20 protein-coding genes and 2 pseudogenes are annotated in these 26693 nt (G+C 50.3%); 14 read left to right on the top strand and 8 right to left on the bottom strand.

The genetic code is table 11. From position 1 onward, the window contains the following. Nucleotides 1-281: 281 nt before the first annotated feature. The 8 genes and pseudogenes from DBY90_RS06655 to DBY90_RS06620 all read left to right on the top strand — a co-directional run bounded on the left by DBY90_RS06655 (nt 282) and on the right by DBY90_RS06620 (nt 6526). Nucleotides 282-992 carry an AzlC family ABC transporter permease gene (locus DBY90_RS06655; protein WP_070492842.1) on the top strand — a complete coding sequence of 237 codons (711 nt, stop codon included), beginning with the start codon at nt 282-284 and terminating at the stop codon, nt 990-992. Beyond that, nucleotides 989-1297, top strand: coding sequence for an AzlD family protein (locus DBY90_RS06650; protein ID WP_070492840.1), 309 nt, complete (start codon nt 989-991; stop codon nt 1295-1297). Before DBY90_RS06655 ends, DBY90_RS06650 begins: the two co-directional genes overlap by 4 nt. Before the next feature lie 130 nt (nt 1298-1427). Continuing rightward, nucleotides 1428-2177 (top strand): 23S rRNA (guanosine(2251)-2'-O)-methyltransferase RlmB, encoded by a 750-nt coding sequence (gene rlmB, locus DBY90_RS06645; protein ID WP_049229104.1) that lies wholly within the window; start codon nt 1428-1430, stop codon nt 2175-2177. Nucleotides 2178-2245: 68 nt separating this feature from the next. Next, nucleotides 2246-2545, top strand: a pseudogene (locus DBY90_RS06640) (DUF4143 domain-containing protein); the annotation flags it as partial. Between the two features lie 275 nt (nt 2546-2820). Then, nucleotides 2821-4137, top strand: a complete 1317-nt coding sequence (locus DBY90_RS06635; RefSeq protein WP_049229107.1) for an AAA family ATPase — start codon at nt 2821-2823, stop codon at nt 4135-4137. Nucleotides 4138-4141: 4 nt separating this feature from the next. Then, entirely contained in the window at nt 4142-4780 is a 639-nt protein-coding gene (locus DBY90_RS06630) for an RloB family protein (RefSeq protein WP_049229109.1), read from the top strand. A 149-nt stretch (nt 4781-4929) separates the two neighbouring features. Beyond that, nucleotides 4930-5241 carry an ArsR/SmtB family transcription factor gene (locus tag DBY90_RS06625; protein ID WP_049229110.1) on the top strand — a complete coding sequence of 104 codons (312 nt, stop codon included), beginning with the start codon at nt 4930-4932 and terminating at the stop codon, nt 5239-5241. Nucleotides 5242-5314: 73 nt separating this feature from the next. Beyond that, nucleotides 5315-6526, top strand: a pseudogene (locus tag DBY90_RS06620) (NADH:flavin oxidoreductase/NADH oxidase family protein). 352 nt (nt 6527-6878) lie between these two features. Here the strand turns inward: DBY90_RS06620 and DBY90_RS06610 are convergent. Further along, nucleotides 6879-7832 carry an L-lactate dehydrogenase gene (locus DBY90_RS06610; RefSeq protein WP_107986866.1) on the bottom strand — a complete coding sequence of 318 codons (954 nt, stop codon included), beginning with the start codon at nt 7830-7832 and terminating at the stop codon, nt 6879-6881. A 339-nt stretch (nt 7833-8171) separates the two neighbouring features. Between DBY90_RS06610 and DBY90_RS06605 the strand changes: the two genes are divergently transcribed. Further along, a complete protein-coding gene (locus tag DBY90_RS06605) occupies nt 8172-8966 on the top strand; it encodes a factor H-binding protein (RefSeq protein WP_107986864.1) in 795 nt (264 codons plus the stop codon). A 217-nt stretch (nt 8967-9183) separates the two neighbouring features. On the opposite strand, the gene DBY90_RS06600 is transcribed toward DBY90_RS06605, so the two are convergent. Together DBY90_RS06600 and DBY90_RS06595 are read right to left on the bottom strand one after the other, a co-directional pair. Continuing rightward, complete coding sequence (locus DBY90_RS06600; RefSeq protein ID WP_070492824.1) at nt 9184-10035, bottom strand: DUF1853 family protein; 852 nt, start codon at nt 10033-10035, stop codon at nt 9184-9186. A gap of 70 nt (nt 10036-10105) precedes the next feature. Then, nucleotides 10106-10921: an RNA methyltransferase gene (locus tag DBY90_RS06595; RefSeq protein WP_070492822.1), complete on the bottom strand. Its 816-nt coding sequence runs from the start codon at nt 10919-10921 to the stop codon at nt 10106-10108. Nucleotides 10922-11104: 183 nt separating this feature from the next. Here DBY90_RS06595 and DBY90_RS06590 point away from each other — a divergent pair, with 183 nt between their 5' ends. From DBY90_RS06590 to DBY90_RS06560, 5 genes are all read left to right on the top strand, one after another. Further along, a complete protein-coding gene (locus tag DBY90_RS06590; protein ID WP_070492820.1) occupies nt 11105-11890 on the top strand; it encodes an inositol monophosphatase family protein in 786 nt (261 codons plus the stop codon). A 198-nt stretch (nt 11891-12088) separates the two neighbouring features. Then, complete coding sequence (locus DBY90_RS06580) at nt 12089-13390, top strand: TolC family protein (protein ID WP_083286761.1); 1302 nt, start codon at nt 12089-12091, stop codon at nt 13388-13390. A 39-nt stretch (nt 13391-13429) separates the two neighbouring features. Further along, nucleotides 13430-15613: a type I secretion system permease/ATPase gene (locus DBY90_RS06575; RefSeq protein ID WP_070492819.1), complete on the top strand. Its 2184-nt coding sequence runs from the start codon at nt 13430-13432 to the stop codon at nt 15611-15613. A gap of 90 nt (nt 15614-15703) precedes the next feature. Further along, the gene (locus tag DBY90_RS06570; protein WP_003740672.1) at nt 15704-16930 is read left to right on the top strand and encodes an HlyD family type I secretion periplasmic adaptor subunit; all 1227 of its coding nucleotides are present in this window, start codon (nt 15704-15706) and stop codon (nt 16928-16930) included. 264 nt (nt 16931-17194) lie between these two features. Then, nucleotides 17195-18505, top strand: a complete 1311-nt coding sequence (locus DBY90_RS06560; protein WP_070492816.1) for a sulfate adenylyltransferase subunit 1 — start codon at nt 17195-17197, stop codon at nt 18503-18505. Nucleotides 18506-19041: 536 nt separating this feature from the next. Here DBY90_RS06560 and DBY90_RS06555 read toward each other — a convergent pair. The 5 genes from DBY90_RS06555 to mnmC all read right to left on the bottom strand — a co-directional run bounded on the left by DBY90_RS06555 (nt 19042) and on the right by mnmC (nt 26659). Continuing rightward, on the bottom strand, nt 19042-21012 hold the full coding sequence (locus DBY90_RS06555; RefSeq protein ID WP_107986862.1) for a calcium-binding protein: 1971 nt from the start codon (nt 21010-21012) through the stop codon (nt 19042-19044). Nucleotides 21013-21300: 288 nt separating this feature from the next. After that, nucleotides 21301-22560: a glutamate-5-semialdehyde dehydrogenase gene (locus DBY90_RS06550; RefSeq protein WP_070492814.1), complete on the bottom strand. Its 1260-nt coding sequence runs from the start codon at nt 22558-22560 to the stop codon at nt 21301-21303. Between the two features lie 496 nt (nt 22561-23056). Then, nucleotides 23057-24082 (bottom strand): lipopolysaccharide heptosyltransferase II, encoded by a 1026-nt coding sequence (gene waaF / locus DBY90_RS06540; protein ID WP_070492812.1) that lies wholly within the window; start codon nt 24080-24082, stop codon nt 23057-23059. Between the two features lie 95 nt (nt 24083-24177). Further along, the gene (locus DBY90_RS06535; protein WP_070492811.1) at nt 24178-24843 is read right to left on the bottom strand and encodes an excalibur calcium-binding domain-containing protein; all 666 of its coding nucleotides are present in this window, start codon (nt 24841-24843) and stop codon (nt 24178-24180) included. Nucleotides 24844-25093: 250 nt separating this feature from the next. Further along, nucleotides 25094-26659 (bottom strand): FAD-dependent 5-carboxymethylaminomethyl-2-thiouridine(34) oxidoreductase MnmC, encoded by a 1566-nt coding sequence (gene mnmC / locus DBY90_RS06530; protein ID WP_234405112.1) that lies wholly within the window; start codon nt 26657-26659, stop codon nt 25094-25096. Nucleotides 26660-26693: the final 34 nt, after the last annotated feature.

Below are 26693 nucleotides of genomic sequence, written 5' to 3'. Positions count from 1 at the left end.
TACTTTGTTGTTTGTGTGAAACATCTTGACCAGGCGGTTGCTATGCGAAGCTGAACGTAATGTTCATCTTAATGAATAATGATGTTTTTAATCAAAAATTTAGCATATTTTCATAGTGAAATGCCTGTCAAGGATTAAAAAGTGTTAAAGTCTTGCGGCGATGATTTTTGCTTTATCGAAGCCCGTTTCAGACGACCTTTTTAAGTTTACCCGACTGTGTATAATACCTCCCCTCATTCTTCATCTTCAAACCCTAAACCCTCTTTAATCTCCTCAACAAAATGACACACCCCAATTCCCCTCAATCCGAATTTCTACGCGGCATCAAAGAAACCTCACCCATGCTCATCGGGCTTTTGCCGTGGGCGTTGATATTGGGTATGCAGGGTGGTCAGAAGGGCATGAGTTGGCTGGAAATGCTGATGATGACGGGCATGAATTTCGCCGGAGGCTCGGAATTTGCAGCGGTCAACCTGTGGGCAAACCCATTGCCGATTCTGCTGATTGCCACTGTTACCTTCATGATTAATTCGCGCCATATTCTGATGGGGGCGGCAATCGCGCCTTATATGCGGGATATGCCGTTGAGAAAAGCCATGCCCGCGCTGTTTTTTATGTGCGACGAAAGTTGGGCGATGGCGTTTGCGGAAATTCAAAAGCGCAAGGCGATGGGGCTGCCGGCGTTCAATATGCCGTTTTATGCTGGCGTGTGCTTTATCCTTTATACCACTTGGACGGGTTTTGCGGCGTTTGGTGCGGCGGTCGGGCCGATGTTCGGCGATGTGGCGGCATGGGGCTTCGGCATGGCGTTTCCCGCCGTGTTTTTGGTGCTGCTGCGCGGAATGTGGAAAAGCTTTAAGGCGGCACGCCCTTGGTTTGTCAGCCTGATTGTGGCGTGCGGGACTTATTTGTCGGTGGATGGGCATTGGTATGTGCCGATGGGCGCGATTTCCGGCCTGCTTGCCGCCTATCTTTGGGGAGAGAAGGAATGAAGGATTTGCTGTCTTGGCAGTCGTTCCTGTTGTTTGCCAGTATGCTGGCGGTAACGTATTCCACCCGTCTTATTGGTTTTTTCGCCTTGCGCAACCGCACCTTAAGCCGCCGCGCACAAATCGTGATGGAAGCCGCGCCGGGTTGCGTGTTGATTTCCGTCATCGCGCCTTATTTCGTGTCCGACAAGCCGCACGAGCTGATTGCCATTGCGCTGACCGTGCTTGCCGCAAGCAGGTTTTCCATGTTGGTTACCGTGTTGAACGGCGTCGGCAGTTCCGGGCTGTTGGGGTATTTGATGCGGTAGGCGGTCGCATTTGAGTGAAATCGGTTACACTTGTTTTCAGAGTGCGCAGCCTCCTGACGGGACGACCTTTCCCTTTCAGACGACCTTATCTTGTTATAATGTCGTCTGAAATTTTTTATAAAGCAAAATCATGGCAAACCAAAGACTCATCTACGGCTTCCACGCCGTCAACGCCCGCCTGTGGCAAAACCCGAAATCGATTACCGAACTCTACGTCCAAGAAGGCAAAAACGATGCCCGCACGCGCGACGTGTTGGAAAAAGCGGCAAACGAAAACGTGCGCGTACACTTCGCAGACGCCGACCGCCTCAACGCCATTAGCAAAGGTGCGCGGCATCAGGGCGTAGTCGGATTTATCGACGCTTCCAAAAACCACGTCCACCTTGAAGACGTATTGGAAAACCTGAGCGAACCGCCGCTCTTGCTGATACTCGACGGCATTACCGACCCGCACAACCTCGGCGCGTGCCTGCGTACCGCCGACGCAATGGGCGTACACGCCGTCATCGCGCCGAAAGACAAAAGCGCGGGACTGAACGCCACCGTCAGCAAAGTCGCCTGCGGCGCGGCGGAAACCGTCCCCTACATCACCGTAACCAACCTCGCCCGCACCCTGCGCGAGCTGAAAGAATACGGCATCTGGATCATCGGCACCGACATGGGCGGTGACGCCGACCTCTATCACTGCGACCTGCCCGACAGCGCGGCATGGGTGATGGGCAACGAAGGCGAAGGCATGCGCCGCCTGACGCGCGAACATTGCGACATGCTGGTATCGATACCCATGTTCGGCACGGTCGAAAGCATGAACGTCTCCGTCAGCGCAGGCATGGTGTTGAGCGAAACGCGCCGTCAGCGGGTGTTGAAATCAGAGAAATAACGCTGAGTTTTGTGAACAGAAAACGTCGTCTGAAAACTGGAAATTTGGTTTTCAGACGACATGTTTACCGAATTTTCACCGAATCCAAAGGCGTAATGACCAAACAATATGTGCTGCAACAACTGATTGCCACCCAAGACAACCCTGTTTTTTATTGGGCAACTGAAAAAGGCACGGCAGAGGTCGATTTTGTTGTGCAACGTAAGCAAGCTATGATTCCGATTGAAGTCAAAGCAGAAGAAAATTTAAAAGCGAAAAGTTTGAAAGTGTATGTAGAACAATTTCAGCCAGAACAAGCAATTCGATTTTCCATGGCGGATTATCGGGAACAGGATTGGCTAGTGAATGTGCCGTTGTATGCTTTTTAATTACTAAATAATAAATTTATGGGTTTCCATTGTCTATTACACTAATGTCAATATCTATGAAAGTAAGGATTTTCGAGAGCTTGAATTAAGCTCTCCATTAACTAACGTTTATTTTTGCTCTAAATAGCTCGGGGAAAAGGCTGTCTGAATTTTGGAGTGTAGACCAATGTGTTCTGGGTTTAATATTTAGAACAGTTGAGAGGAAAGCAATAAGGTGATAAAATATGAGAAATTAGGTATTTTTTACCTAAAATTGCAATAAAAAAGGTTTTATTATGTTAATCCAATTTTCTGTTGAAAATTATCGTTCAATCAAACAAGAACAGACGCTTTCGTTGGTTCGTGATTCAGGAACGGAAATGCCGGACAACTATTTTGACAGTAATGCGCCCGCTACACCGTCTTTATTAAAATCTGCCGTTATTTATGGAGCTAACGCTTCAGGCAAATCCAATGTAATCAAGGCATTATACTCAATGATTCAAATTCTTTCGAATTCCTTCAATAAGAAAGAGAAAGAACCAATCAGAACTGAATCTTTTCTTTTTGATGAAACATACAAAAACAATCCAACACATTATGACATTTCATTTGTTGTGGATTTACTCAATGATGAAGGTAGTTTGCAACCTACTAGAGTGGATTATGGCTTTATTGCTGATGACAAAAAAATCCATGAAGAATGGTTAAGTGTCTATCCAAAAGGTCGCGAACAAAACTGGTATTCCCGTGAGTATAACCAACAGACCGAAAGCTACGATTGGAAAATGTCTGATTATTTCAAAGGCGAAAGAGTGAGTTGGAGAAATCAAACTAGACCGGATCAGCTATTCTTATCTAGTGCAGCACATTTAAATAGTGAACAAATCAAACCTATTTTTCATAGCCTCATCAATAGAATTCCAATTATTAGCACAGATAGAATCAGCAATGAGATGGCAAAAAGGCAATGTAAAAAGTCTGCAAAAGATAAAAAAATCATGATTCAGTTGTTGCGTTCTGCAGGTATCGAATTAGATGATATTGTTTTTGAAAAACCCAAAGTAAATTTTGAGGGACTTCCTGATGATATCCCTAATGTCATTAAAGAGGAAATATTAAAAGATATACAACAACATCTTAGTGCCCAACATGAGACTTTTTTTGTGTATTTGGATAATGAAAATAAACCACAAAAAATAAATTTAGGAGACGAATCAGATGGCACCCAAAAATTATTTGAGTTTTCAGGATTGATTCTGGCGGTTTTGCATAATGGCGATACTTTGGTTATTGATGAATTAAATAAAAGCCTACATCCAGATCTGGTTAGGTTTTTAGTTAAACTATTCAATTCCCCAATTAACAAAAGAAATGCCCAGCTCATTTTTACAACACATGAAACATCTGTGTTAAGGAAAAATCTATTACGTCGGGATCAAATTTGGTTTTGTGAAAAAAATAAGGATAGATCAACAACGCTTTATCCATTAACGGATTTTAAACCGCATATCAATCGTGAAGATATTGAAGAATATTATTTGAGCGGTAAATATGGGGCAAAACCTATTTTCCAGGACTTTAATTTCCATTTCTCTTTTTGGGAGAATTAAAGCTATGGCAAAACGTAAAGCTCGAGATTTATCCCGTAAAGCACCAAAACGAGAAGCTTATAAAACCATTTTGATCGTTTGCGAAGGTAAGAAAACGGAAAAACTTTATTTTGAAGACTTGATTTCTACTAAAAACCTTTCTTCGGTAAATGTTCAAGTTTATTCTGGACGTGGTTCTGATCCTAAATCAGTGGTTGAAACTGCTATTGAAGAAAAAGATAAGCAAAGTCAACATTTAGAATTTGATGAAGTTTATTGTGTCATTGATAGAGATGCACATCAAACCTTTGATTATGCACAAAAGTTGGCGAAGGAACACAATATAAATTTGATTGTATCTTACCCAAGTTTTGAATATTGGTATCTTTGCCATTTTAAATATTCTCGCGCACCTATTGTGAAAACAGGCGATAAAAGTGCTGGTGATAATTGTGTTACTTTACTTAATAAAGAATGGGACGAGAAATTTTCAATGAATTACAATAAGGCGCAGCAAGGTGTTTATAGGGTTTTGTTACCTTATATAGAAACAGCAATAGCAAACTCAAAAAAAGCCCTTGCAGAAGCCGAAAAAGATGGCGAGCTGAATCCATCTACCGAAGTTCATGACTTGGTTGATAATTTAAGGAAAATTAAGCAGTAATCTTATGAAAAACCGCTTTGAAACCCTAAAATTTCTGCTCACTGACGGAAACATTACAATTCAAAGAAACGACCATCCTTTGATACTCCCCATTATTTCCTTTAAAATGAGTCTACATTTTTAAATGTATAAACTTAAAAAGGTCAAATATGCCACACCAAACCATGAATTTAATGCGCGAGTGCATTCCCATTTTTACCGTGTTGAGCGATGAAAACCGCCATCAAATCCTGCGCGTGCTGTGGGAACACGGCAGGATGAATGTGAATGAGCTGACCGAGCATCTGCATCTGTCGCGTCCTGCGGTGTCGCATCATTTGAAAATTATGTTGCAAGCCGGTGCGGTGGCGGTGGAGCAGGTTGGCAAAGAGCGGTTTTACAGTATCGCCATGGCGGATGCGGTGGCGAAATTGAAACAGCTTGCCGATTTGATGGCTCAAAATTGCCCGCTTTCAAAATAGGGTTATCCGTTAACCCTTTATTTTTACCCAAATACGTTTACATTTTTAAACTTATCAACTTAAAGGAACGATTATGTTATTCACGCCATTCACTTTTCCAAACGGTAAAACCGCCAAAAACCGTATCTTCAAATCCGCCATGGAAGACCAACTTGCCCAAAACGACCAGCCGTCTGAAAAACTCGTCCGCCTGTACGGCACTTGGGCAGAAGTCGACGCGGGCGTTTTGGTTACGGGCAATGTGATGGTCGCCGAAAGCGGTAAAGGTTCGATAAACGATGTGGTGATTTCAGACGACCGCAGCCTTGAAATGCTGAAAAAATGGGCGAAAGCCGGCACGCAAAACGACACGTTGCTTATCATGCAAATCAACCATGCGGGCAAACAGTCGCCTGCGATGGTCAATAAAACGCCGCTTGCGCCGAGCGCCGTGCCGTTGGTGGGCATGGACGGCTTTATCAATCCGCCGCGCGAATTGACTGCCGATGAAATCAACGGGCTGATTTAGCAATTCGTGCAAACCGCCAAAATTGCCGAACAGGCAGGCTTTTCAGGCGTACAAATTCACGCCGCGCACGGCTATCTCATCAGCCAATTCCTCTCGCCGCACCACAACCGCCGCCAAGACCAATGGGGCGGCAGTTTGGAAAACCGTATGCGCTTCCTTTTGGAAACCTACACCGCTATTCGCGCTGCCGTGGGCAAAGATTTCTTGGTAGGCGTAAAACTCAATTCGGCGGATTTCCAAAAAGGCGGTTTTGACGAAAGCGAATCGGTGCAAGTGGTACAAAAACTGTCGGAAATGGGCATTGATTTTATTGAAGTTTCTGGTGGAAACTATGAAAGCCCACACATGCTCGCCGCCAAAGACAGCACCCGCAAACGCGAAGCCTTCTTCATCGATTACGCCGAAAAAGCCCGTGCAGTCAGCCAAGCCCCACTGATTATCACCGGCGGCTTCCGTTCGCAGAATGCCATGGAAGACGCCTTATCCAGCGGCCATTTGGATTTAGTCGGCGTCGCCCGCCCGTTTGCCTTAGTCCCTGACTTGGCAAACAAAATGCAAAACGGCACCTACCAAACCGTGCAAACCGACCGCATTCAAACAGGCGTGGCGTTGGTTGATAAAAAAGCAGGCGCGATGCTGGAAATGAACTGGTATATGACGCAAATGGACTTGATCGGGCAAGGCAAACAGCCCGATCCCAAATTGTCGGCGTGGAAAGTTTTACTGAAAACCTTGTGGGAAAACGGCAAAGCGGGTTTGAGTACGGGCAGGGCTTGATGATGAAAGCGGTTGTGTTTGAAAGAGGGTTTGCAAAAACTTTTGAAAATCTGACCGCACTTTTGTGTATTCAATGCTCTCTTGCTGTTTATAGTGGATTAACTTTAAATCAGGACAAGGCGACGAAGCCGCAGACAGTACAGATAGTACGGAACCGATTCACTTGGTGCTTCAGCACCTTAGAGAATCGTTCTCTTTGAGCTAAGGCTAGGCAACGCCGTACTGGTTTAAAGTTAATCCACTATATTTGAATTTAGACTATTGACGGATTAACTTCGCCCTACATAGCAAACGTCGTCTGAAAACCAAATTTCCAGTTTTCAGACGACGTTTTATTCAGACGCTATTCTATTTACCCGACCATTTCATCGACTTTGCGTTGATAGCTTTTCAACAGATCCGCCGAGCGGGCAAAGCGTTCGGCTTCGTCGTCTGAAAGTTGCAGGTCGATGATGCGGACTGCACCTTGGCGGTTGACGACGGTCGGTACGCCGATATACACGCCGTTTTGTCCGAACTCGCCCTCAAGCAAGGTGGAAACGGGCAATACGACGCCTTGATTGTGCAGGATGGCGTTGGAGATACGGCTCAAACCCATGCCGATGCCGTGGCTGGTCGAGCCTTTGGCGGCGATGACTTCGTAGGCGGCATTGCGCACGGTGTTATAGATTTTGTCCATACGCGCCTGTCCGTCTTCTGATTGTTCCAACATCTTCTGAACCGACATACCGGCGATGTTGGCGGTGCTCCAAAGCGCAATGATACTGTCGCCGTGTTCGCCGATCATCATGGCATCGACACTCCAAGGCGCGACGTCGAATTCGTTGCCCAGACAAACGCGGAAACGGGCGGAGTCAAGGATGGTGCCCGAGCCGATAACACGTTCTTTAGGCAGGCCTGAAAAGCGCAGGACGGCATAAGACAGTACGTCCACAGGATTGGAGGCAACCAAGAAGATACCGTCAAAGCCGGAAGCCATGACTTTTGAAATGATGTCGTGGAAGATGCGCAGGTTTTTGTCGATTAAGTCCAAACGGGTTTCGCCGGGAGCCTGCGCCGCGCCCGCGCAAATACACACGATGTCTGCATCCGAACAATCATCGTAATCGCCGACGTAAATACGCGCGGGCGAAGCGGCATAAGGCATTCCGTGGCGGAAGTCGCGCGCTTCACCTTCCGCGCGCATGCGGTTGATGTCGATTAAAACCATGTCGTCACACAAGGCTTGGTTGAGCATGGAATAGGCGTAGCTGACACCGACCGCACCCAAGCCCACAACGACCACTTTATTACCAACTTTTTTCATATTTATTCCTGTTTGTTTGTGAATAGGAATTATTAATAACACTTGGGCAGAGTGGCGTCAAATTTCAGACGACCTGTTTGCTTTGTAGCGGATTGTAGTGGAAAAATAAGCACATAAGGTATTTGCCGGTCAGGGCGGGAGCAATGGTAAGAAAAGCAGTAAAGAGGCCTGATATAATGCAGTATATTTATTTTGATTTGAGTCATGAATATCATCATAAAACCGTTATAGTATAACTTACGGAGTGTATCCGAAGATTCGGACGGATTTTGTTTGCAGACATTGCCACCGAAATACGGAGACACAATAGTCATGAATCATGAGAATGAAAGGAAACGAATGAAAGCGAAATCTTTATTGGCGGTTTTGGCTGCCACCTGCATTTTGTCCGCTTGCAGCAGCGCAGGCAGCAGCTTGGCGGACGGACTGACCAAGCCGCTTGATCCTAATGCAAAAGATTGGAAGCAACTGACTGTTTCCGAATCTGTTCCCGACGGCGGCGTACTGGAGTTGACCGACAGGGGCGGTAAAACCCAAACCCTGAAAAAAGGCGGGGTTTTGGATACGGGTTATCTGAAAAACGACCGTGTTTCCGACTTTGACTATGTGAAAAAAATCAATGTAAACGGACAACTTATCGAATTGGAACGCGGTGATTTCTTGGTGTATAAACAAAACCATTCCATCGTTGCCACCACTTTGGCAAAGCAGAAAACCAATCCGAAAGATGGCACACGTTCCGAGGCATTCGATTTTCATGTTAACGAAATTCAGGGGCAGGACATTGCTTTCGGTAATCTGCCTAAATTGGGACAAATAAACTACAAAGGTATTGCGTTCAACGGCGACGACCGCAGCGGGCGTTTGTCTTACACGGTTGATTTTGAGAAGAAACAAGGCAGCGGCAGCATCAGCGGAATGCATAGCGGCTATAACGTCGAATTGGCGAAAACCGACATCCAAGCCATGGGCAACGGCTCAGGCTTGAGCGGCAAAGCCATGAAGGATGGTGTGGAAAAAGGCAGTTACGAGCTGAAGCTTTTCGGCAGTAAAGCCGAAGAAATTGCCGGTAAGGCTAAAATCAACGACGGCGGTAAAATTCAGGAAATCGGTTTGGCCGGTAAGAAAGAGTAAGGTAGGACATTTCTCAGTCTGACGGACAAGGTCGTCTGAAACCTTTATTTTAGATAAAAGGTTTCAGACGACCTTTTTGTATCGGCAATTTGGAAAATATAGTTAAATTACTTTATTTTCGATACGCAACTTACCGGGAATGACGGAATTTGATGACATGCTGTATTTAAAGTTAAGTATGTTTGCTATATGGTTTGTAGGTGTGGATGCTTTGGACTCAAGCAACTTTCATGATGCGTTCGATTTCATGCCAAAAGCCGTCGGGGCGCAATTCGAGTTTGGCGATTAAGCCGCTTTCGATTTGGCGGACATCTCGCTCAGACAGGGTTTGCGCTTCGGCGACGCGGGCAGGGGCAAGGTATGCCATGCGGTCGATGAGGTGGTAGCGTGCGCCGTCGTGGGTCGGATATGCCGACCAGTCGCGGATGAAGATTCCGCGCCAGCAGTATGGATTCAACGGGGCTTCGGCGGAATCTGCGCCAACTGGGAAAAAGCCGATGCCGCGTATGACGGAGGCGGGTTGCGGCGCGGCGGGGAGGCGGTTTTGCCGCAGGGTTTCGCTGCCTTCGGGGGATTGAAGCAAGGCAAGTTGGCGGGGCAGTTTGGCGGCTTTGGCGGCGAGGGTGTCTTTGGCATTGAGTCCGCACATGTCTGCGGATTTGCCGCTGTCGCTGCCGTAATATTTGCAGGTCAGTTCGATGTGGTAGGGTTTGCCGTTGATGGAGGTGATGAAATCGGCGGCGCCTTGCGTGAGGTCGTCTGAAAACACGGGCAGGTTATAGGCGTGCAATTCGGTATGCGGCGCATGGGCAAACCAAAATGCGAGCAGGCGTTCGGCGTAGATACCGAGTCGGTTGCCGAAGGGAGCGTGTTCGGCGAGATAGTTGTCTAAGGGGGCGGGATTACCGTCCAAATCCAAAAGATAGCGGAAGCCGCGTTCGCCCAATAGTTTGCGGACGCTCAATTCGCAACCGCTTTGCCAAAGGGGGGGGGCGGTCAGCAAGGCAGCGAGGTCGCGGACGGACGGGGTGGTGAGTTTCCACCATAGGGCATCTAGGGCGTAGTTCATGGCTGTATCTGGTTGATAGTTTGGCTGAGGTCGTCTGAAAACTTAATTGCAGGTTTTCAGACGACCTTTTTCAGTCTTTCTTCTTCAGGCAATGGCTGACGGTATTGAAAAAGCCGCGCAGGATATCGATGTCTTCGGTTTGCGTGTTGGCACGGCCGAACAGGTTTTGCATACGGCGCATCAGGCGTTTGCTGTTGCGGCGGTTGAAGAAGCCGATGTCTTCCATGACGCTTTCCATGTGGGCGACCATGCCTTTGATTTGCTCGTGTGTAGCGGCGTGGTCTTCTTGTTGCAAGTGAGTCATGGGCATATCGGTCTGGCTGAAGATTTCGTAACACACGACTTGAACGGCTTGGGCGAGGTTGAGCGAGAAATAGTCGGGGTTGCCGTTGATGGTCATCAGACGGTTGCACGCCTGTACTTCTTCGATGCTCAAGCCGAAGGTTTCATTGCCGAAAACGAGGGCAACTTGTTCTCCGCGTTGTGCTGCCTGCAATAATTCGGGAACCAGTTCGCGCGGGGTTTGCAGCGGGGCGGTGATTTCGCGGCGGCGGCTGGTAAGGGCGCAGGCGAGCGTGGTGTCGGCGAGGGCTTCGTCGAGTGTGGCGGCAATCACGGCGTTGTGCAATACGTCAGCCGCGCCGGAAGCGAGGATGAAACTTTCCTCCGGCAGTTGGAAGTCTTGCGGGTTTTCGGGGTTGAAAACGGGCGGCTGCCCGGTCATCGGCGTGGACATTAAATTCGGGGCGACAATGGTGAGTTTGTGCAGCCCCATGGTCTTCATGGCGCGAGCGGCAGAACCGATATTGGCGGGATGGCTGGTGCGGGTAAGGATGATGCGGATGTTGCCGAGATAGTCGGGCAATTCGGGCTTGGCTGAAGTCATGTTTTGTTTTCGGTTTGTTCGGGAATCGGGTATAATGCGTCATCTTTTTGTTTTCAGACGACCTTTCGCCTTTGGGCTTGAGGGGTCGTCTGAAATGTTCTTTAACAACGTCGGAAACGTACAAACGTTGCGTCCGGTGCAGATGCGCCGGACGGTATTTTACCTGATTTAGAAAGAAAACCCATGAATCCGTTTTTAAATACCGCTTTCAAAGCCGCCCGCAAAGCCGGGCAGATGATGATCCGCGCAAGCGGCAATCTGGATGCCGTCAAAATCGACAGCAAGGCATTCAACGATTTTGTTTCCGACGTTGACCGCAATTCTGAAATGATTTTGGTGGATGCGCTTAAAGAAGCTTATCCGCATCACAAAATCACTTGCGAAGAAGGCGGCTCCCACGGCAAAGCTTCTGCGGAATACGAATGGATTATCGATCCGCTCGACGGCACGACTAACTTCTTACACGGTCATCCCCAATACGCGATTTCTATGGCGCTGCTGCACAAAGGTGTGTTGCAGGAAGCTTTGGTGTACGCACCTGAGCGCAACGACGTTTACATGGCTTCGCGCGGCAAAGGTGCGTTGCTCAACGACCGCCGTATCCGCGTTTCTTCCCGTATTGAGTTGAACCGCTGCTTGATCGGTACTGGCTTTCCTGTTGTCGATCAAAGTATGATGGACAAGTATCTGGCTATTTTGAAAGACTTTTTGGCAAAAACTGCCGGAGGGCGCAGAGAAGGTGCGGCTTCGTTGGATTTGTGTGCCGTGGCAGCCGGTCGTTTGGACGGTTTCTTCGAGTTCAACCTCAAACCTTGGGATATTGCCGCGGGCGCGCTGATTGTGCAGGAAGCAGGCGGTATCGTTACCGATATGTCCGGTAACGAAGGCTGGTTGGAAAGCGGCGATATCGTGGCAGCCAATCCGAAAGTGCTGGCGCAGATGCTGCAAATTATTGCTGGACATCTGTAAAACAGGAGGTCGTTTTCAGACGACCTTTTGTCCGTTTTAATACGGTGTCGTGATTTAGCAATAGTAGGAATATCATCCATGTTACTTTCGGGAGCATATAACTACCTTTTGTCGCAATCTGAAAACAGAGATTCCGATTAATGATAATATGCTCAAAGAATTGATTTGCAAAAGGCCGCGCCTCTGCCAATCAGATAAATGACGAACCGTATTGCTGTGAATAATATGAAGAAAAAAACATTTTTGAATCGTCCTGAGTCATCCATCCTTCGCATTGGCAAGCTTGCTGCCGCAGTTTGTGCGGCGGTGTGTGCGACAACAGTGCAGGCATATCCATTGAAGGCTATTTTGAGGGATGCCATGGTGTCCGACCCGATTGTGAAGGAAGCGAAAGCGACCGAAGATTCGGCAAAAAGTTCGACGAAGGCAACCCGTGCGCGGCATTATCCTGTGTTGACGCTGACCGGTACCAAAGTCTTGGCGCAGAAAAACAAATATTCCAGCAGCGATATGAGTGACGGTGTCGGCATACGCGGAACGGTGAATGTTTATTCATGGGGTGCCATCAATGCGGCGGTACGACGCGATAAAAACAGAGAGCAATACTATCATCAGCGCTATTTTGAAAATCAGGAACGCTTGGGCAGCGACATCGGCAAACTTTATTTGACCGCATTGCGCGCAAAAGAAATCCTGCGCATCAACCGTCAAAGTCTGGTTCGGCACAATAATCTTCTGAAAGATTTGAACATTATTGTGAAATACGACAGCGGTCGCCGTTCCGAACTCATCGAAGCGCGCGCGCGCCAGTTGCAGGTCGAATCATCGATCGCGCAACAACAACGTACGATGGAATTGGCGCTGAGCCGCTTATCCCGCTACACCGGACGGCAGTTGACGGCAGAAGATTTGGAAGATCCGTTTGCCAACGACAGCGCGGAATCATTGGTTCGCCGTTTCAAAACTGCCGATAACAACACCAATCCTTCCTATCGGGCGCAGGTGGCAGAACGTGACAGCGTGAAGGCAGATTTGGACGTTTCCAAGGCAGAACGCCTGCCCGCCGTAAATCTGGAAGGCAATGCGAACCGTGACAACAGACAGCTTTATCTGAATGTGGCATGGAATGTCTTGGACGTTGCCGCGCGCCATAATGTGCAGAAAAATGCCGATGCCCTGATTGCCGCCGAATCGAAATCCGAGCAGATTATGCGTGACATTACCGAAAAAACCCAAACCGCCGAAATCGACATGCGCGAGAGCGAACGCCGTGCCGATATTGCCACGCAACATATTGCCGCTCAAAAAGACGTGGTTAAAACCTATGAGCTGCAATTTAAAATTGCCCGCCGTACGCTGACCGACGTTTTGGGCGCATACAACGAATTGTCCAGCATCGAGCAGGAAAATATTTCAGCGCGCAACGACTTCCGCGATGCCGCGTTAGATTATTTATCTGCGCAGGCGCAAATGGCGAATTGGGCGGGCTTGAAGCAATAACATAAAATCTTAACATCATTACTCATTACGCGAATTATCATGAAAGCAATCATTGAACATATTGTGTTGGTTACCCGTCTCTTAGGGGCACCTGTGTCAGAAGCCGCGCTGACGGCAGAGGTGGTGCGGGATAAAAAACTCAATGTCAACTATCATTCCCTTGTTGAAGTCTTGCGCAGCCACGGCTTTGAAAACACATTGTCCAAGCGCAATCTGGAAGACATTCCTTCGCTTGCCGTTCCTGTGATGATTATTCTTCACAACGAAGAAGCTGCCGTCGTTACCAATATCGAAGGCTCGGGTCGAAACAGAAAATATCATATCCGTCAGGTAGATGGCTTGGAGCAACAGCTCGATCATGACCAACTTTCCGGTCTGTATCTGGGTTACTGTTGGTTTATCAAGCCTAAAATGGCGGCGGACACGCGTTCCGAACTGCCTGAATACCACCTCCCAAAAGCATGGTTTTGGAAAGTCATTTGGCGTTTCCGCAGCTATTACTATCAAGTGATTTTGGCGACCGTCATCATCAACTTCCTCGCCTTGGTCAGCTCGTTGTATGTCATGAACGTGTACGACCGCGTCATTCCTAACCAGGCCTATGAAACCCTGTGGGTTTTGAGTATCGGTGTTGTCCTCGCCATTTTGTTCGAATTTGCCGCCAAGATGATACGCGGCCATTTGACCGACATCGCCGGTAAAAAAGCCGACCTGATTATCAGCTCCGCCTTGTTCCGCCGCGTGATGGCATTGCGTCTCGCCGACCGACCCGCTTCGTCCGGCTCATACGCCAACAACCTGCGCGAATTTGAATCCGTACGCGAATTCATGACCAGCGCGAGCCTGTTGACTTTGGTGGACTTGCCGTTCCTATTGCTGTTTATCTTTGTTATTTCGATAGTCGGCGGAAAATTGGCTTTGGTTCCTTTGGCCATCATTCCGATTGTCGTTATTGTCGGTTTCATCGTCCAACGACCCTTGTCGCGCCACATTAACGAATCCATGAAAGAAAGTTCGCAACGTTCAGGCCTTGCCGTAGAAGCTATCGAAGGCATCGAAACCTTGAAAACCAACAACGCGACTTCATGGGCGCAACAACGCTGGGATGAATACACCGCAAAAACCTCCGCTTCATCGATCAAAGTAAAAGATACCAGCAACTTCATGGTCAACTTCGCCGTTGCTATGCAGCAACTTAATACCGTCTTTTTGGTCGTTGTCGGTACCTATCTGATTCATGCCGACAACCACGCAGAAAGGATTACCATGGGTGCGTTGATTGCCTCTGTCATCCTGTCCGGTCGCGCGTTGGCGCCATTGGCTCAAGTTGCCGGTCTCGCTACCCGCTTCCAACAGGCTAAGTTGGCATTGAGAGGCGTAAATGACATTGTTTCCCGTCCGATCGAGCGCAGCCCGGAGCGCAAATACATCACTTTGGATAACGTTCAAGGCAATATCGCTTTTGAAAACGTAACGTTCAAATACAAAAACGAAAGCAACAACGCGGTTGATGAGTTGCGCATCAACATCCGACCCGGTGAAAAAGTCGGTATCCTCGGACGCATCGGCAGCGGTAAAAGTACCATGTTGAAGCTGGCGAGCGGTCTGTACGACACCGAAAAAGGTAACGTAACCCTCGATGGCGTCGATATGCGTCAACTCGATCCGAACTTCCTGCGTAACCAAGTCCTTCTGTTTAGCCAATCTCCGCGCCTTTTCTTGGGTACATTGCGCGAAAACATGGACTTGGCGCGTTCCGACAGCTATTCAACCGACCAAGACCTGCTGACCGCACTCAAACGCTTCGGTCTGGATCAAATCATCCGAAACCACCCAAGAGGCTTGGATATGCCTTTGGGTGAAGACGGCTTGGGTCTGTCTGGCGGTCAAAAACAAATCATTGCCCTGGCACGCATGACGCTGCGTGACCCCAAAGTCGTCCTTTTGGACGAGCCAACTACAAGCCTTGACCAAGGTACCGAACGCATGGCATTGAACGCTATCGCCCAATGGGGACGCAACCGCACCATGCTCTTGGTCACCCACCGTCCGCAAGTGCTGCAAATCGTTAACCGCATCATCGTGATGGAAAACGGAAAAGTCGTTATGGACGGTCCGCGCGATTTAGTCTTGCAAAAACTGATGCAAAACGAGCAAAACAAAGTCAAAGCAGCACAACAAGCGCAGGAAAACCAACGCCCCAACGAAGCGGCGCAAGCATGACATAAAGGGAAAAGGTCGTCTGAAAACACGTAGAAAGCGTTTCAGACGACCTCTTTGAAAACAACAAACAGATACCGAAGATTCATCATTATGAGCGAAAACAACGTTAAATCCAAAGACCTGCATCTCATTAACGATTTGAATGCAGCCTTACAAAAAGAAAAACACAGCGGCCAATTTTGGGTCATCATCCTGTTTTTCCTGCTGCTCGTCGTCTTTGTCGTGTGGGCATACAACAGCACCGTTGAAGAAGTAACCCGCGGCAACGGCAACGTCATCCCCAGCAGCCGCGAACAAGTCATCCAAAGTTTGGACCCCGGCGTGATTACCCAAATGATGGTTAAAGAAGGCGATTTGGTCGAAAAAGACCAAATTCTGCTGAAGCTCGATGACACCCGCAGCCTTGCTGTTTTACGCGAGAGCGAAGCCAAGGTCCAAAACCTCGAAGCCACTATCGCCCGCCTGAAAGCCGAAGCCTACGGCGGTAAACTTACTTTCCCTAAAAACGTCAGCCCTGAACTTCGTCGCCGCGAAACCGCCGCATATAATGCCCGTCGCCAAGCTATGACCGATGCCGTACAAAGCCTGGTACAAAGTAAAGCCGCACTCGACCGTGAAATCGCCATTACTGCGCCTATGGTGGCACAAGGCGTCATGTCCGAAGTCGAACTCCTCAAAATGCGCCGCGAATCCAGCGATCTGACCCTGCAAATTGCCGAACGCCGCAACCGCTACAGAGCAGATGCCAACAACGAACTTGTCCAATCCGAGTCCGAGCTGGCGCAATCCAAAGAAAACATGGCAATGCGCGCCGATCCGGTTGACCGCTCCCAAATCCGCGCCCCCATGCGCGGCATCGTCAAAAACATCAAAATCAATACCATTGGCGGCGTAGTCAACCCGGGAGAAGAAATCATGCAAATCGTCCCTGTTGACGACAAACTCCTTGTCGAAGCCTATATCCGTCCGCAAGACATCGCCTTTATCCGCGCAGGACAGCCCGCTCTGGTCAAGGTCAGTGCATATGACTACTCCATCTATGGCGGTCTGGACGGCAAAGTTACCCTTGTCGGCGCCGATACCGTCAGCAACTCCATGCAAAGCCGCGCCAATGACTTAAAACTCGACCCCAACCAAGTTTACTACCGAGTCATCGTCCAAACTGAGAATAACACTCTGAAAGACAAGAACGGTAAAGACATGCCGATTATTCCGGGCATGGTTGCTACGGTGGATATTAAAACCGGTGAAAAAACCATCTTCCAATACCTGATCAAACCGATTACCCGTATGAAACAGGCATTGAGCGAGCGTTAATTTCATCAAATAAAACTTATTTAGCAGTCAAAAGGTCGTCTGAAAAACCGGTACAGGTTTTCAGACGACCTTTTTGTCGGATAGGGGAATATTTTGACAGCGCTCATGCCTGTCTGTACGGAATAGGGTCTTACAGTATTTTCATCTCGATCCGCTTCTTTTACGAATATAACGAAATCATCTTTTTTTAAAACCAAGCATTCTTTCCCATTTTCAGACGACCTCATTAAAGTAACGAGCAATCCGAGAATTAAGGAAAGAACCATGACAGCAACCACCGCCCCACTTTTGCGCTTCATCACCGCCGGCAGCGTCGACGACGGCAAATCCACCCTTATCGGCCGCCTGCTCTACGATAGCAAAACCCTGCTGACCGACCAACTCGACAAACTCAACCGCGCCGCCGAAAACGGCGAAACGCCCGACTTCGCCAGTCTCACCGACGGTCTTGCCGCCGAGCGCGAACAAGGCATCACCATCGACGTCGCCTACCGCTATTTCGCCACGCCCAAGCGCAAATTCATCATCGCCGACACGCCCGGACACGAACAATACACCCGCAATATGGTAACGGGCGCATCGACCGCCGACGCCGCCATCGTCCTGATAGACGCAACGCGCGTCGATTTTTCTGGCGGCGAACCCGTCCTCCTGCCGCAGACCAAACGCCACAGCGCGATTCTGAAACTCTTGGGCTGCCCCAACATCATCGTCGCCGTCAACAAACTCGACCTACTCGACTTCGATGAAACCAAATATCAAGCCATCGCCGCAGCCTACCGCAAGCTGGCGGAACAAATCGGCCTTCACGCCCAAATCCACTTCCTGCCCATCAGCGCATTAAAAGGCGACAACATCGTCAACGCCAGCAGCCAAACCCCGTGGTATCAAGGTTTACCGCTGTTACCCCTGCTCGAAAACCTGCCCGTCAACCGCCAAAACGCCGCCGACCAAGCCGCCCATTTCCCTGTGCAGCGCGTCGCACGGCAAGACGGCAGCAGCAGCGACGACTTCCGCGGCTATCAAGGCAGGCTGGAAGCAGGTCGTCTGAAAACCGGAGACGAAATCAAAGTCCTGCCTAGCGGACACACCGCCAAAATCGCCGAAATCTACAATCCAAACGGCAAAACCGAATCTGCCGAAGCAGGCGAAGTGCTGACCGTCGCGCTCGACACCGACCTCGACATCTCGCGCGGCAACAGCATCGCCGCCGCCGACAGCCCCTTCGCGCCCGAACAGCAGTTCCAAGCTGCGCTGTGCTGGTTCGACGAGATCCCGCTCAACCTGCGCCGCAAATACCTGCTGAAACACACCACCCAAACCACCCCCGTCAAAATCAGCGCGATTTCCTACGTTTGGGACGTGAACACCCTCAGCCGAGTCGAATCCGCCGACACGCTCAAACTCAACGACATCGGCAGCGTCAGCCTCAAAACCCAGCAGCCGATCGCCGCCGCGCCCTACGAAGAAAACCATGCACTCGGCGCGTTCATCCTGATAGACGAAGCCACCAACCACACCGTCGCCGCAGGCATGATACGCAAAACTGACCAAGCGGACAGTTTTGAAATTTGAAACAAGGGCATCTTGAATTGAAGAGGTCGTCTGAAAAACCGAAGCAGAGTTTTTCAGACGACGTTTAGAGAATAGTTGCTCAATAGCATGTAAGTCATGGTTACTAAATATAAGGCAGTTGTTGTCTTAATATGAGTCAGCTTAAGCTGTAAGTTTTTTCATAGGCTAAAGCCTATTTTATAGTGGATTAAATTTAAATCAGGACAAGGCGACGAAGCCGCAGACAGTACAAATAGTACGGCAAGGCGAGGCAACGCCTACTGGTTTAAAGTTAATCCACTATACTAAGAGAAATTCCAGATAAAACAATACGAAAACGTCGTCTGAAAACTGCAATAAGGTTTCAGACGACGTTTTATTAAGTTAATTCAGGATAGACTGCACTGTTAATAACAGCGGTGTCTTATTTTGTCAAAAAAATAACTCAATCCATTGAAAATAATAGAAAATTTTAAATTTTGCATTTTATCTTGAATCTTTACTTTGAGTTTCAGAAGCAGATTTGTTTCAAATTTTCAGTTCTACCCTGTGAATTTTTAGCCAATGATATTAGATGCACTCAGCCAAGCAGCCTGACTGTCGTCAAATTTGGCGAACACGGTATTGCTGCTTGCACCTGCCGCTCGGTAGGCGAGGGTTTGAGATACAGAGTCGAAGACGAGGTAAGAACGGCCGGTGTCGTAATAATAAGGATTTTTGACGAACAGTTCAGACCAGCTCACATTTGCTTCGCTGCCGCTTAGCAGGGAACGCATACCGGACAGGTCAAGCTTGTCCATATAAGGGTTGAAGTCGGTAATACGGTCTATACTGCCGTAGCGAATGTCTGAGGTGGAGAAAGCGACGGTATCTTTGCCTGCACCTGTAACGATGGTATCGCTGCCCGAACCACCTGTGAGGTAGTCGTTGCCGTCGCCGCCGTGGAGGTAATCGATCCCGTCTCCTCCATTCAGCCTGTCATCCCCGTCGCCGCCGTAGAGATAGTCGTTTCCGCTGCCGCCCGACAACAGGTCGTCTCCACTCATGCCGTAAAGGGTATCATTGCCGCCATCCCCGTTTAATTGATTGTGGCCGCTGTTGCCGGTAATGGTATTGTCGTCGTAATTGCCGATGCCGAAAGTGTTGTTGCTGCCGGTCAGGGTCAGGTGTTCGACGTAGGTTGGGATTGTGTAGGAAACACTACTATATATCGTATCGACACCTTCTCCCCAGCGTTCAATCACTTTATCATTGATATTGTCCACATAATAATTATCATGACCATCATCGCCACGCATGGTGTCAGCTCCGCTACCGCCGTAGAGATGGTCGTTACCATCCCCACCCATCAGCAGGTCGTTGCCTTCATTGCCGTATAGCGTGTCGCTGCCGCGTCCTCCGCTTAATCGGTTATTGCCGCTGTTTCCCGTCAGAATATTATCGGCGTTGTTGCCGAATGCGAAGGTATTGTCGTTGCCTGTCAGCGTTAGGTTTTCAACGTGGGTTGGTGCGGTATAGGTAACACTGCTATAAATCGTGTCGATACCGCCGTTCGTTTCCTCAATAACCGTATCGTTTACATTATCAACATGATAGACATCATTTCCCAAGCCGCCGGCCATAGTGTCTGCACCGCTGCCGCCGTCTAAAGTATCGTTGCCATAGCCTCCGTCGAGCAGGTCGTTGCCTGCATCGCCGCGCAGGATGTCATCACCTTGTCCGCCGTAAAGTTCGTCGCGATCATCACCACCCATTAATAGGTCGTTACCTTCCATGCCATAGAGTGTGTCGCTACCGCGCCCGCCGCTCAAGCGATTATTGCCGCTGTTGCCGATAAGGCTGTTATCGGCATTGTTGCCAAAGCCGAAGATATTGTCTTTACCTTCTAAAATCAGTTTTTCAACTTGGTTCGGTAATGTATAGGTAACACTGCTGTATATCGTATCGTAGCCTGCATCTGCGTCTTCGACGACTGTATCTTTTACATTATCTACATAGAAAGTATCGTTTCCCTTTCCTCCGAGCATGGTGTCGATACCCGTACCGCCATATAAGATATCTTCCCCGTCATGCCCAGATAGAAAATCGTTTCCGCTTCCACCATTCAGAACGTCGTTGCCGCCTAGTCCGTCAAGTCGGTCATCACCATCGTCACCCCATAGATAATCGTTGCCATTTCCACTAAGCATCAGATCATTGCCGCCTTTGCCATATAGACGGTTGCCGTTGGAATTGCCCCATATAACATTGTCTGCATCATTGCCGATACCTAACATACTGTTGCCCTGTAACTCCAGATCTTCGACATGTTCCGGTAAGGTAAAGTCGGTGCTGCTATAGATTAGATCGCGACCTTCGTTTTCACGCTCAATGATGGTATCGCCCGCATTTTTACTGTAATAAGTATCGTTCCCTAAACCACCGTAGAATATGGTATGTCCCGTACTACCATATAAAGTATCATTACGGTCCGTACCGGTAATAACGACGGATTGGTTGTTTTTTAAAGAAAGCAATGTATCAGCCATAATAGTTCTCCTGTGGAAAAATGGATGGGAAGAGTGAATAATAAATTTATATCTATTTGACATTAAATAGATTTTTCTTATATGGCATGATGTCGATTGTATCGGGGAAAACAATAACGGAGAAGATGTAATAATTTAATATATTGTTTAATATGTTAATTTAAAATTAGAAATAATTAGGTGAAACATTTGGTGTGCCGATAATAGGGAAAGTAAAACTGAAAAGGTCGTCTGAAAACTGTTTTTCAGACGACCTTTTGTCGTTTTATCACTCAAGAAAGTGATGGATTACGAACGTACCTGCCCGTCGCCCAACACTATCCATTTCTGCGAAGTCAGCCCGTGCAGACCGACGGGGCCGCGGACGTGGATTTTGTCGGTGGAAATGCCGATTTCCGCGCCGAGGCCGTATTCGAAGCCGTCGGCGAAGCGGGTGGAGGCATTGACCATGACGCTGGCGCTGTCGACCGTGCGCAGGAAGGTGCGGGCGTCGGAGTAGGATTCGGTTACGATGCTGTCGGTGTGGTGGCTGCCGTGGGTGTTGATGTGGGCGACGGCTTCTTCGAGGCTGTCAACGATTTTGACGGAGAGGATGGGGGCGAGGTATTCGGTGTCCCAGTCTTCTTCGGAGGCCGTCTGAATGTGGGGCAGGATGGACAGGGTACGCGGGCAGCCGCGCAGCTCGACGTTGCGGGTGGCGTATTTTTCTGCCAATACGGGCAGGATTTCGGCGGCTCGGCTTTGGTGGACGAGCAGGGTTTCCATGGTGTTGCAGGTGCCGTAGCGCGAGGTTTTGGCGTTGAAGGCGATGTTGACGGCTTTGTCGGTGTCGGCGGCGCGGTCGATATAGACGTGGCAGATGCCGTCGAGGTGTTTGATAACGGGTACACGGGCTTCGGCAGCGATGCGGGAAACCAGCGACTTGCCGCCGCGCGGAATGACGACGTCGATAAACTTGGGACTTTGCAGCATGGCGCCGACGCTTTCGCGGTCGGTGTTTTCAATCAGGCTGACGGCTGCTGCGGGCAGGCCGTTTTCAACTAATGCCTGCGTAATCAGTTTGGAGAGCGCCATATTGCTGTTGAAGGCTTCGCTGCCGCCGCGCAGGACACAGGCGTTGCCGGACTTGAGGCAGAGGGCGGCGGCATCGACGGTTACGTTGGGGCGGGATTCGTAAATGATGCCGACAACGCCCAGCGGGACGCGCATTTTGCCGATTTGCAGGCCGTTTTCGCGGGTGCGGAATTCGTCCATTTCACCGACGGGGTCGGGTAGGGCGGCAATCTGGCGCAAACCTTCGCACATGGCGTCTATGGTTTTTTCGGTCAGCCGCAGGCGGTCGAGCAGGGCGTCGTTTAAACCTTTCTGCGCGGCCTGTTCCATGTCTTGGGCGTTGGCGGCGAGGATGGCGGTTTGATGGTGTCTGATGAGTTCGGCGGTGCGCAGGAGCGCAGCGTTTTTTTGCGCGGTTTCGGCGGCAGCGACAGTATAGGAAGCCTGCTTGGCGGCGGACGCAGTGCGGCGGACATAGTCTTGAATGTTTTGCATGGTATTTCTGCGGGGAAAGTGGGAATGGGTTGATGATAAGGTCGTCTGAACGGGAATTCAATACAAAACAGGGTGGAGGCGGCTAACTTGCGGTTTGTTTCACGGCAGTATGGAGTTTCGAGGTCAATGGTGGAAAGGTCGTCTGAAAATTTGGAAGTGGGTTTCAGGAGACAGTTAGTCGGGCATTTATTCAGACTTCCGCATAGGCAGGGACGGGAATAACGATGGTGGATAAACAACGTATCGGGAATGGGTAGATTTCGTGGGCAAAGCCCACGCTACTTCTGTTTGAAAAGATAGGATGAAGGAAAATAAGAAGCCTCTATGCCGTCATTCCCGCGCAGGCGGGAATCCAGAGATTTCAAGCCTTACCAATCTTTAAACATTCCTAAAAATCAAGGTCTGGATTCCCGCCTGCGCGGGAATGACGGCATGGGTATTGCCATTTATTTTAATCTGCTTTGGGAAGCAGGTTTCAGACGGCCTTTTGCCGTATTTACTTGGATTCCGTTTCCGCCAATTCCTCCGCCGCTTTTTGAACCATGTCCGGCGTGAGTTTGTTCAGGCAGTCGGTGTGTCCTAACGGGCATTCGCGTTTGAAGCAGGGCGAGCATTCGAGGTGCAGGCTGACGATTTTGGCTTTTTGGCTCAAGGGCGGGGTGTGGTCGGGGCTGGAGGAGCCGTAGGCGGCGACAAGTTTGCGGTCGAGTGCGGCGGCGAGGTGCATCAGGCCGCTGTCGTTGCAGACGACGGTGTCGGCGCAGGAAAGCAGGTCAATCGCTTCGGAAAGGTTGGTTTTGCCGCAGAGGTTGGTGCAGAGGCCGTCTGAAAGTCGGTTGATTTCTTCGGCGATGTCGAAATCTTTTTGCGAACCAAAGAGCCAAACCTGCCAGCCTTCTGCCAGATAGCGGTTGCCGAGTTCGGCGAAATGGCGTGCGGGCCAGCGTTTGGCGGGGCCGTATTCCGCGCCCGGACAGAATGCGAGAACGGGTTTGTCAGTGTTCAAGCCGTATTTGGCAAGGGCGGCGGCGCGGCTTTCGGGGGAAATGGTGAAACGCGGGTTATCGGAATGTCCGTTGAAATCCGCCTGCGTCGGATGGGCGAGGGCGGTGTAGCGGTCAACCATCAGGGGTAGGGCGGCTTTGTCGAGCTTGCGAATGTCGTTGAGCAGCAGATAGCGTGATTCGCCGACGTAGCCGGTGCGTTGTTTGATGCCGGTGGCGAAGGCGATGAGGGCGGATTTGAGCGAGCCGGGCAGAACGATGACTTGGTCGTAACCTTGTTTGCCCAGTTCGCGCCCGATTCGCCAGCGTTTTTTCAGTTCCAACGCGCCGTGTCCGAACGGGTTTTCAATAACGCGGCTGATTTCGGGCATACGCTCGAATACCGCCATCGACCATTGGGGCGCGAATGCGTCTATGGTGCAGCCGGGATGGAGTTCGTGCAGGCGGCGGTAAAGCGGCTGGGTCATGACGCAGTCGCCGATCCAGCTTGGGGTGATGATGAGGATTTTTTTGGACATGGTGGTAGGGTAGGTTTGTATTGCGCGATATTGTAGCCGATTTAAAAAGGTCGTCTGAAAAACATTTTCAGACGACCTTTTTGCATTGTGGGCGATTAATGCCAACGGCTGTCGTTTTCACACGGAATACCGTCATGATCACCGTCCATTTTGGTATTTGGGCAGTTTTTGATAAAAAATTCTGCCTCTTCCAAAGAATTCATTTGAGAACAGTGCTGACGGCCGTCGCATTTGAATGCAGTGGTAGTGCCAGTGGTAGCAGCGGAGCCGGTTGAAGCAGTTGAACCGTGTTTGAAAGCAGTACGCCCGCTTGCCGCGTCTTTCCATGCCTTGCGTTCGGCTTTCATCTTTTCGGCAACTTCGGACACCATTGTAACCGGTGCAGCCGCTGTTGCTTCCTGTGCCTGACGGCGGTATTCCTGCCAATAGTTCCAGCCGAACCATCCGCCTGCGGCAAAGAGGGCAATGACGGGGATGATCCACAGGAGTTTGGAAAAGGCTGCTTTAAAAGGCTCGGGCTCGGGGCCGAAAAAGTCGGCTTCGCCGATGCAGTCGGAAGCGAAGCAGATGTTTTCCGCTTCATCGCGTCCGCGTCTGCCTTTGATAATTTCAAATGATACGCGCTGGCCTTCGGCGGGCGGGTGCGGCAGCGTGGTGAAGGCGGAGAGCGGGGCGAATATTTCCTTGCCCATGTTTTCTTCCCGGATGGCTCCGAACCTCCGGTTGTCGTTCCAGCGGATGATGGTTCCGTAATGACGCATTTTATCTATATAGAATAGTGGTTGTTTAGGTCGGTATTTTAAACGAAATATATAAATGAACAAGGGGAGAGGTTGATATTTATATGTAAATTTTGGGTTTTAAAGTTAAGAAAGATATTTTTGAAAACAGGTTGTTAATATTTTTATGATTTTATGGGTGCTTTGTTGTTGTCGTGCCGGGGTCGTCTGAAAACTCGTCTTCATGTTTGGGCGAACGTGCTTTATCCGCTTTCAGACGACCTCTTGCGCATCAAAGCAAAGGCTGCTGCCGCACGATGGCGCGGATGACGGCGCGGTTGGGGTGCAGGGCGGTACGCAGGCGTTGGGACAGCGGCTGGGGCAAACCAAGGATGTCGGCGGCAATGGCGGCGGCGCAGACGGGGGCGGTGGCGAGACCGCGCGTGCCGTGGGCGGTGTTGATGTAGGCGTTCGGCAGGTAGGGACAGGGGATGTTGTCGAGGCGGTAGTTTTTGTCCAACGCGAGTTTGGCGTAGGCGGTCTGCATGGCGGCGATGTTGCCAAGCGCGCCGACGACGGGCAGGTGGTCGGGACTGTCGCAGCGCAGGGTGGCATGGCCTTGCGGCGGTGCAGAGAGGTCGTCTGAAACCGAGCGAAGCGGGTTTTGCTCAAACAATGATTGCGCCAATGGCGGGTTGAGTTGTTGCAGGGCGGCGCGGTTGGCGGTTTCTTCGTGCGGGTGCCAAGCGTCGTCGTCGCTGTTGAGGACGAAGGTTGCGCCGTAGCAGTGTTGCCCTTGCCAGCTCGGGCTGATGTAGCTTTCGCCGGATAGGGCGCAGCGCAGGCGTTTGGAAAAACCGCTTGCCGCCGCTACGCCGGTTTGCCCGCGGATTTGGCGGAACGGCAGGGCGGAGACGTTGGCGTCGGCGGCGTTCGGGCTGTGCGCGCCCATGCAGTAAATGATGCAGCGTGCGCTGAAGCTGCCGCGCGGCGTGTGTGCCGTCCAGTTTGCGCCGTCGTATTCGGCGGAGGATAAGGGCGTGTCTTCGTGCAACGTAATCAGCGGATGATTCAGCAAGGCGCGGACGACGGCGGGCGGGTTCAGCCATACGCCCTGCGGCCAGTAGAGGCCGTCTGAAAAGACGTTTATGCCTGCGATTTGCGCGGCTTTGTCGGCGGACACGCTGCGGTAAAGGTGGGCGTGATGTTGCTGCAAACCCAATGCCTGATTGCGTTTGCGTTCGGCTTCGTCGAAATTGAGGTGCAACACGCCGTCGCCGCCCCATGCGTCGGAATCGGGCAACAGGTCTTGCAGCAGGCGGCGGGTGTAGCCGTAGCCTGCCAACAGCAGTTCGGTCTGCTCGGTGTCGTGCGGCGAGATTTTGGCGTAGAGCAGCCCTTGGCGGTTGCCGCTGCCGCCTTGCGCCGCTTTGCCCGCTTCCAAAACGGTAACGCGCACGCCGTGTTCCGCCAGTTTGCGCGCGGTCGCGGCGCCGGCTATGCCCGCGCCGATAATCAGCGCGTGTTCGGGCGGAGTGGTGGCTTGAGGTCGTCTGAACCAAGGTTTGACGGGCTTGGGCGCGGCTTGAGGTACGGCTTCGGTCTGCCATTCGATACGGTCGAAATGTTCGTGCAGGCTGTCGGCGCGGTGCGGCGGGACAAGCCAGAGATGTATGTCGGGCAGCAGGTTTTCCAGAAAGTTGACGTTGTTGAACTGAAGGCATTTTACGGCTTGGTCGAGGCGGGTTTTCAGACGACCTTCCAACTCGGTCGGTGCATTGGACAAAGGAAAATCGGGCATGCGGTTTTCGCTCAGACAGGCAATCAGATGCAGCGGCACGGGATGAGTTTCAATCACGTGGGCAAGTTCGGCGGGGGCGGGCGGGGTGTTC

Origin of the sequence: Neisseria mucosa, assembly GCF_003044445.1 — a bacterium.
Lineage (GTDB): Bacteria > Pseudomonadota > Gammaproteobacteria > Burkholderiales > Neisseriaceae > Neisseria > Neisseria mucosa_A.
This window is presented reverse-complemented; position numbering and strand designations above follow the sequence as displayed.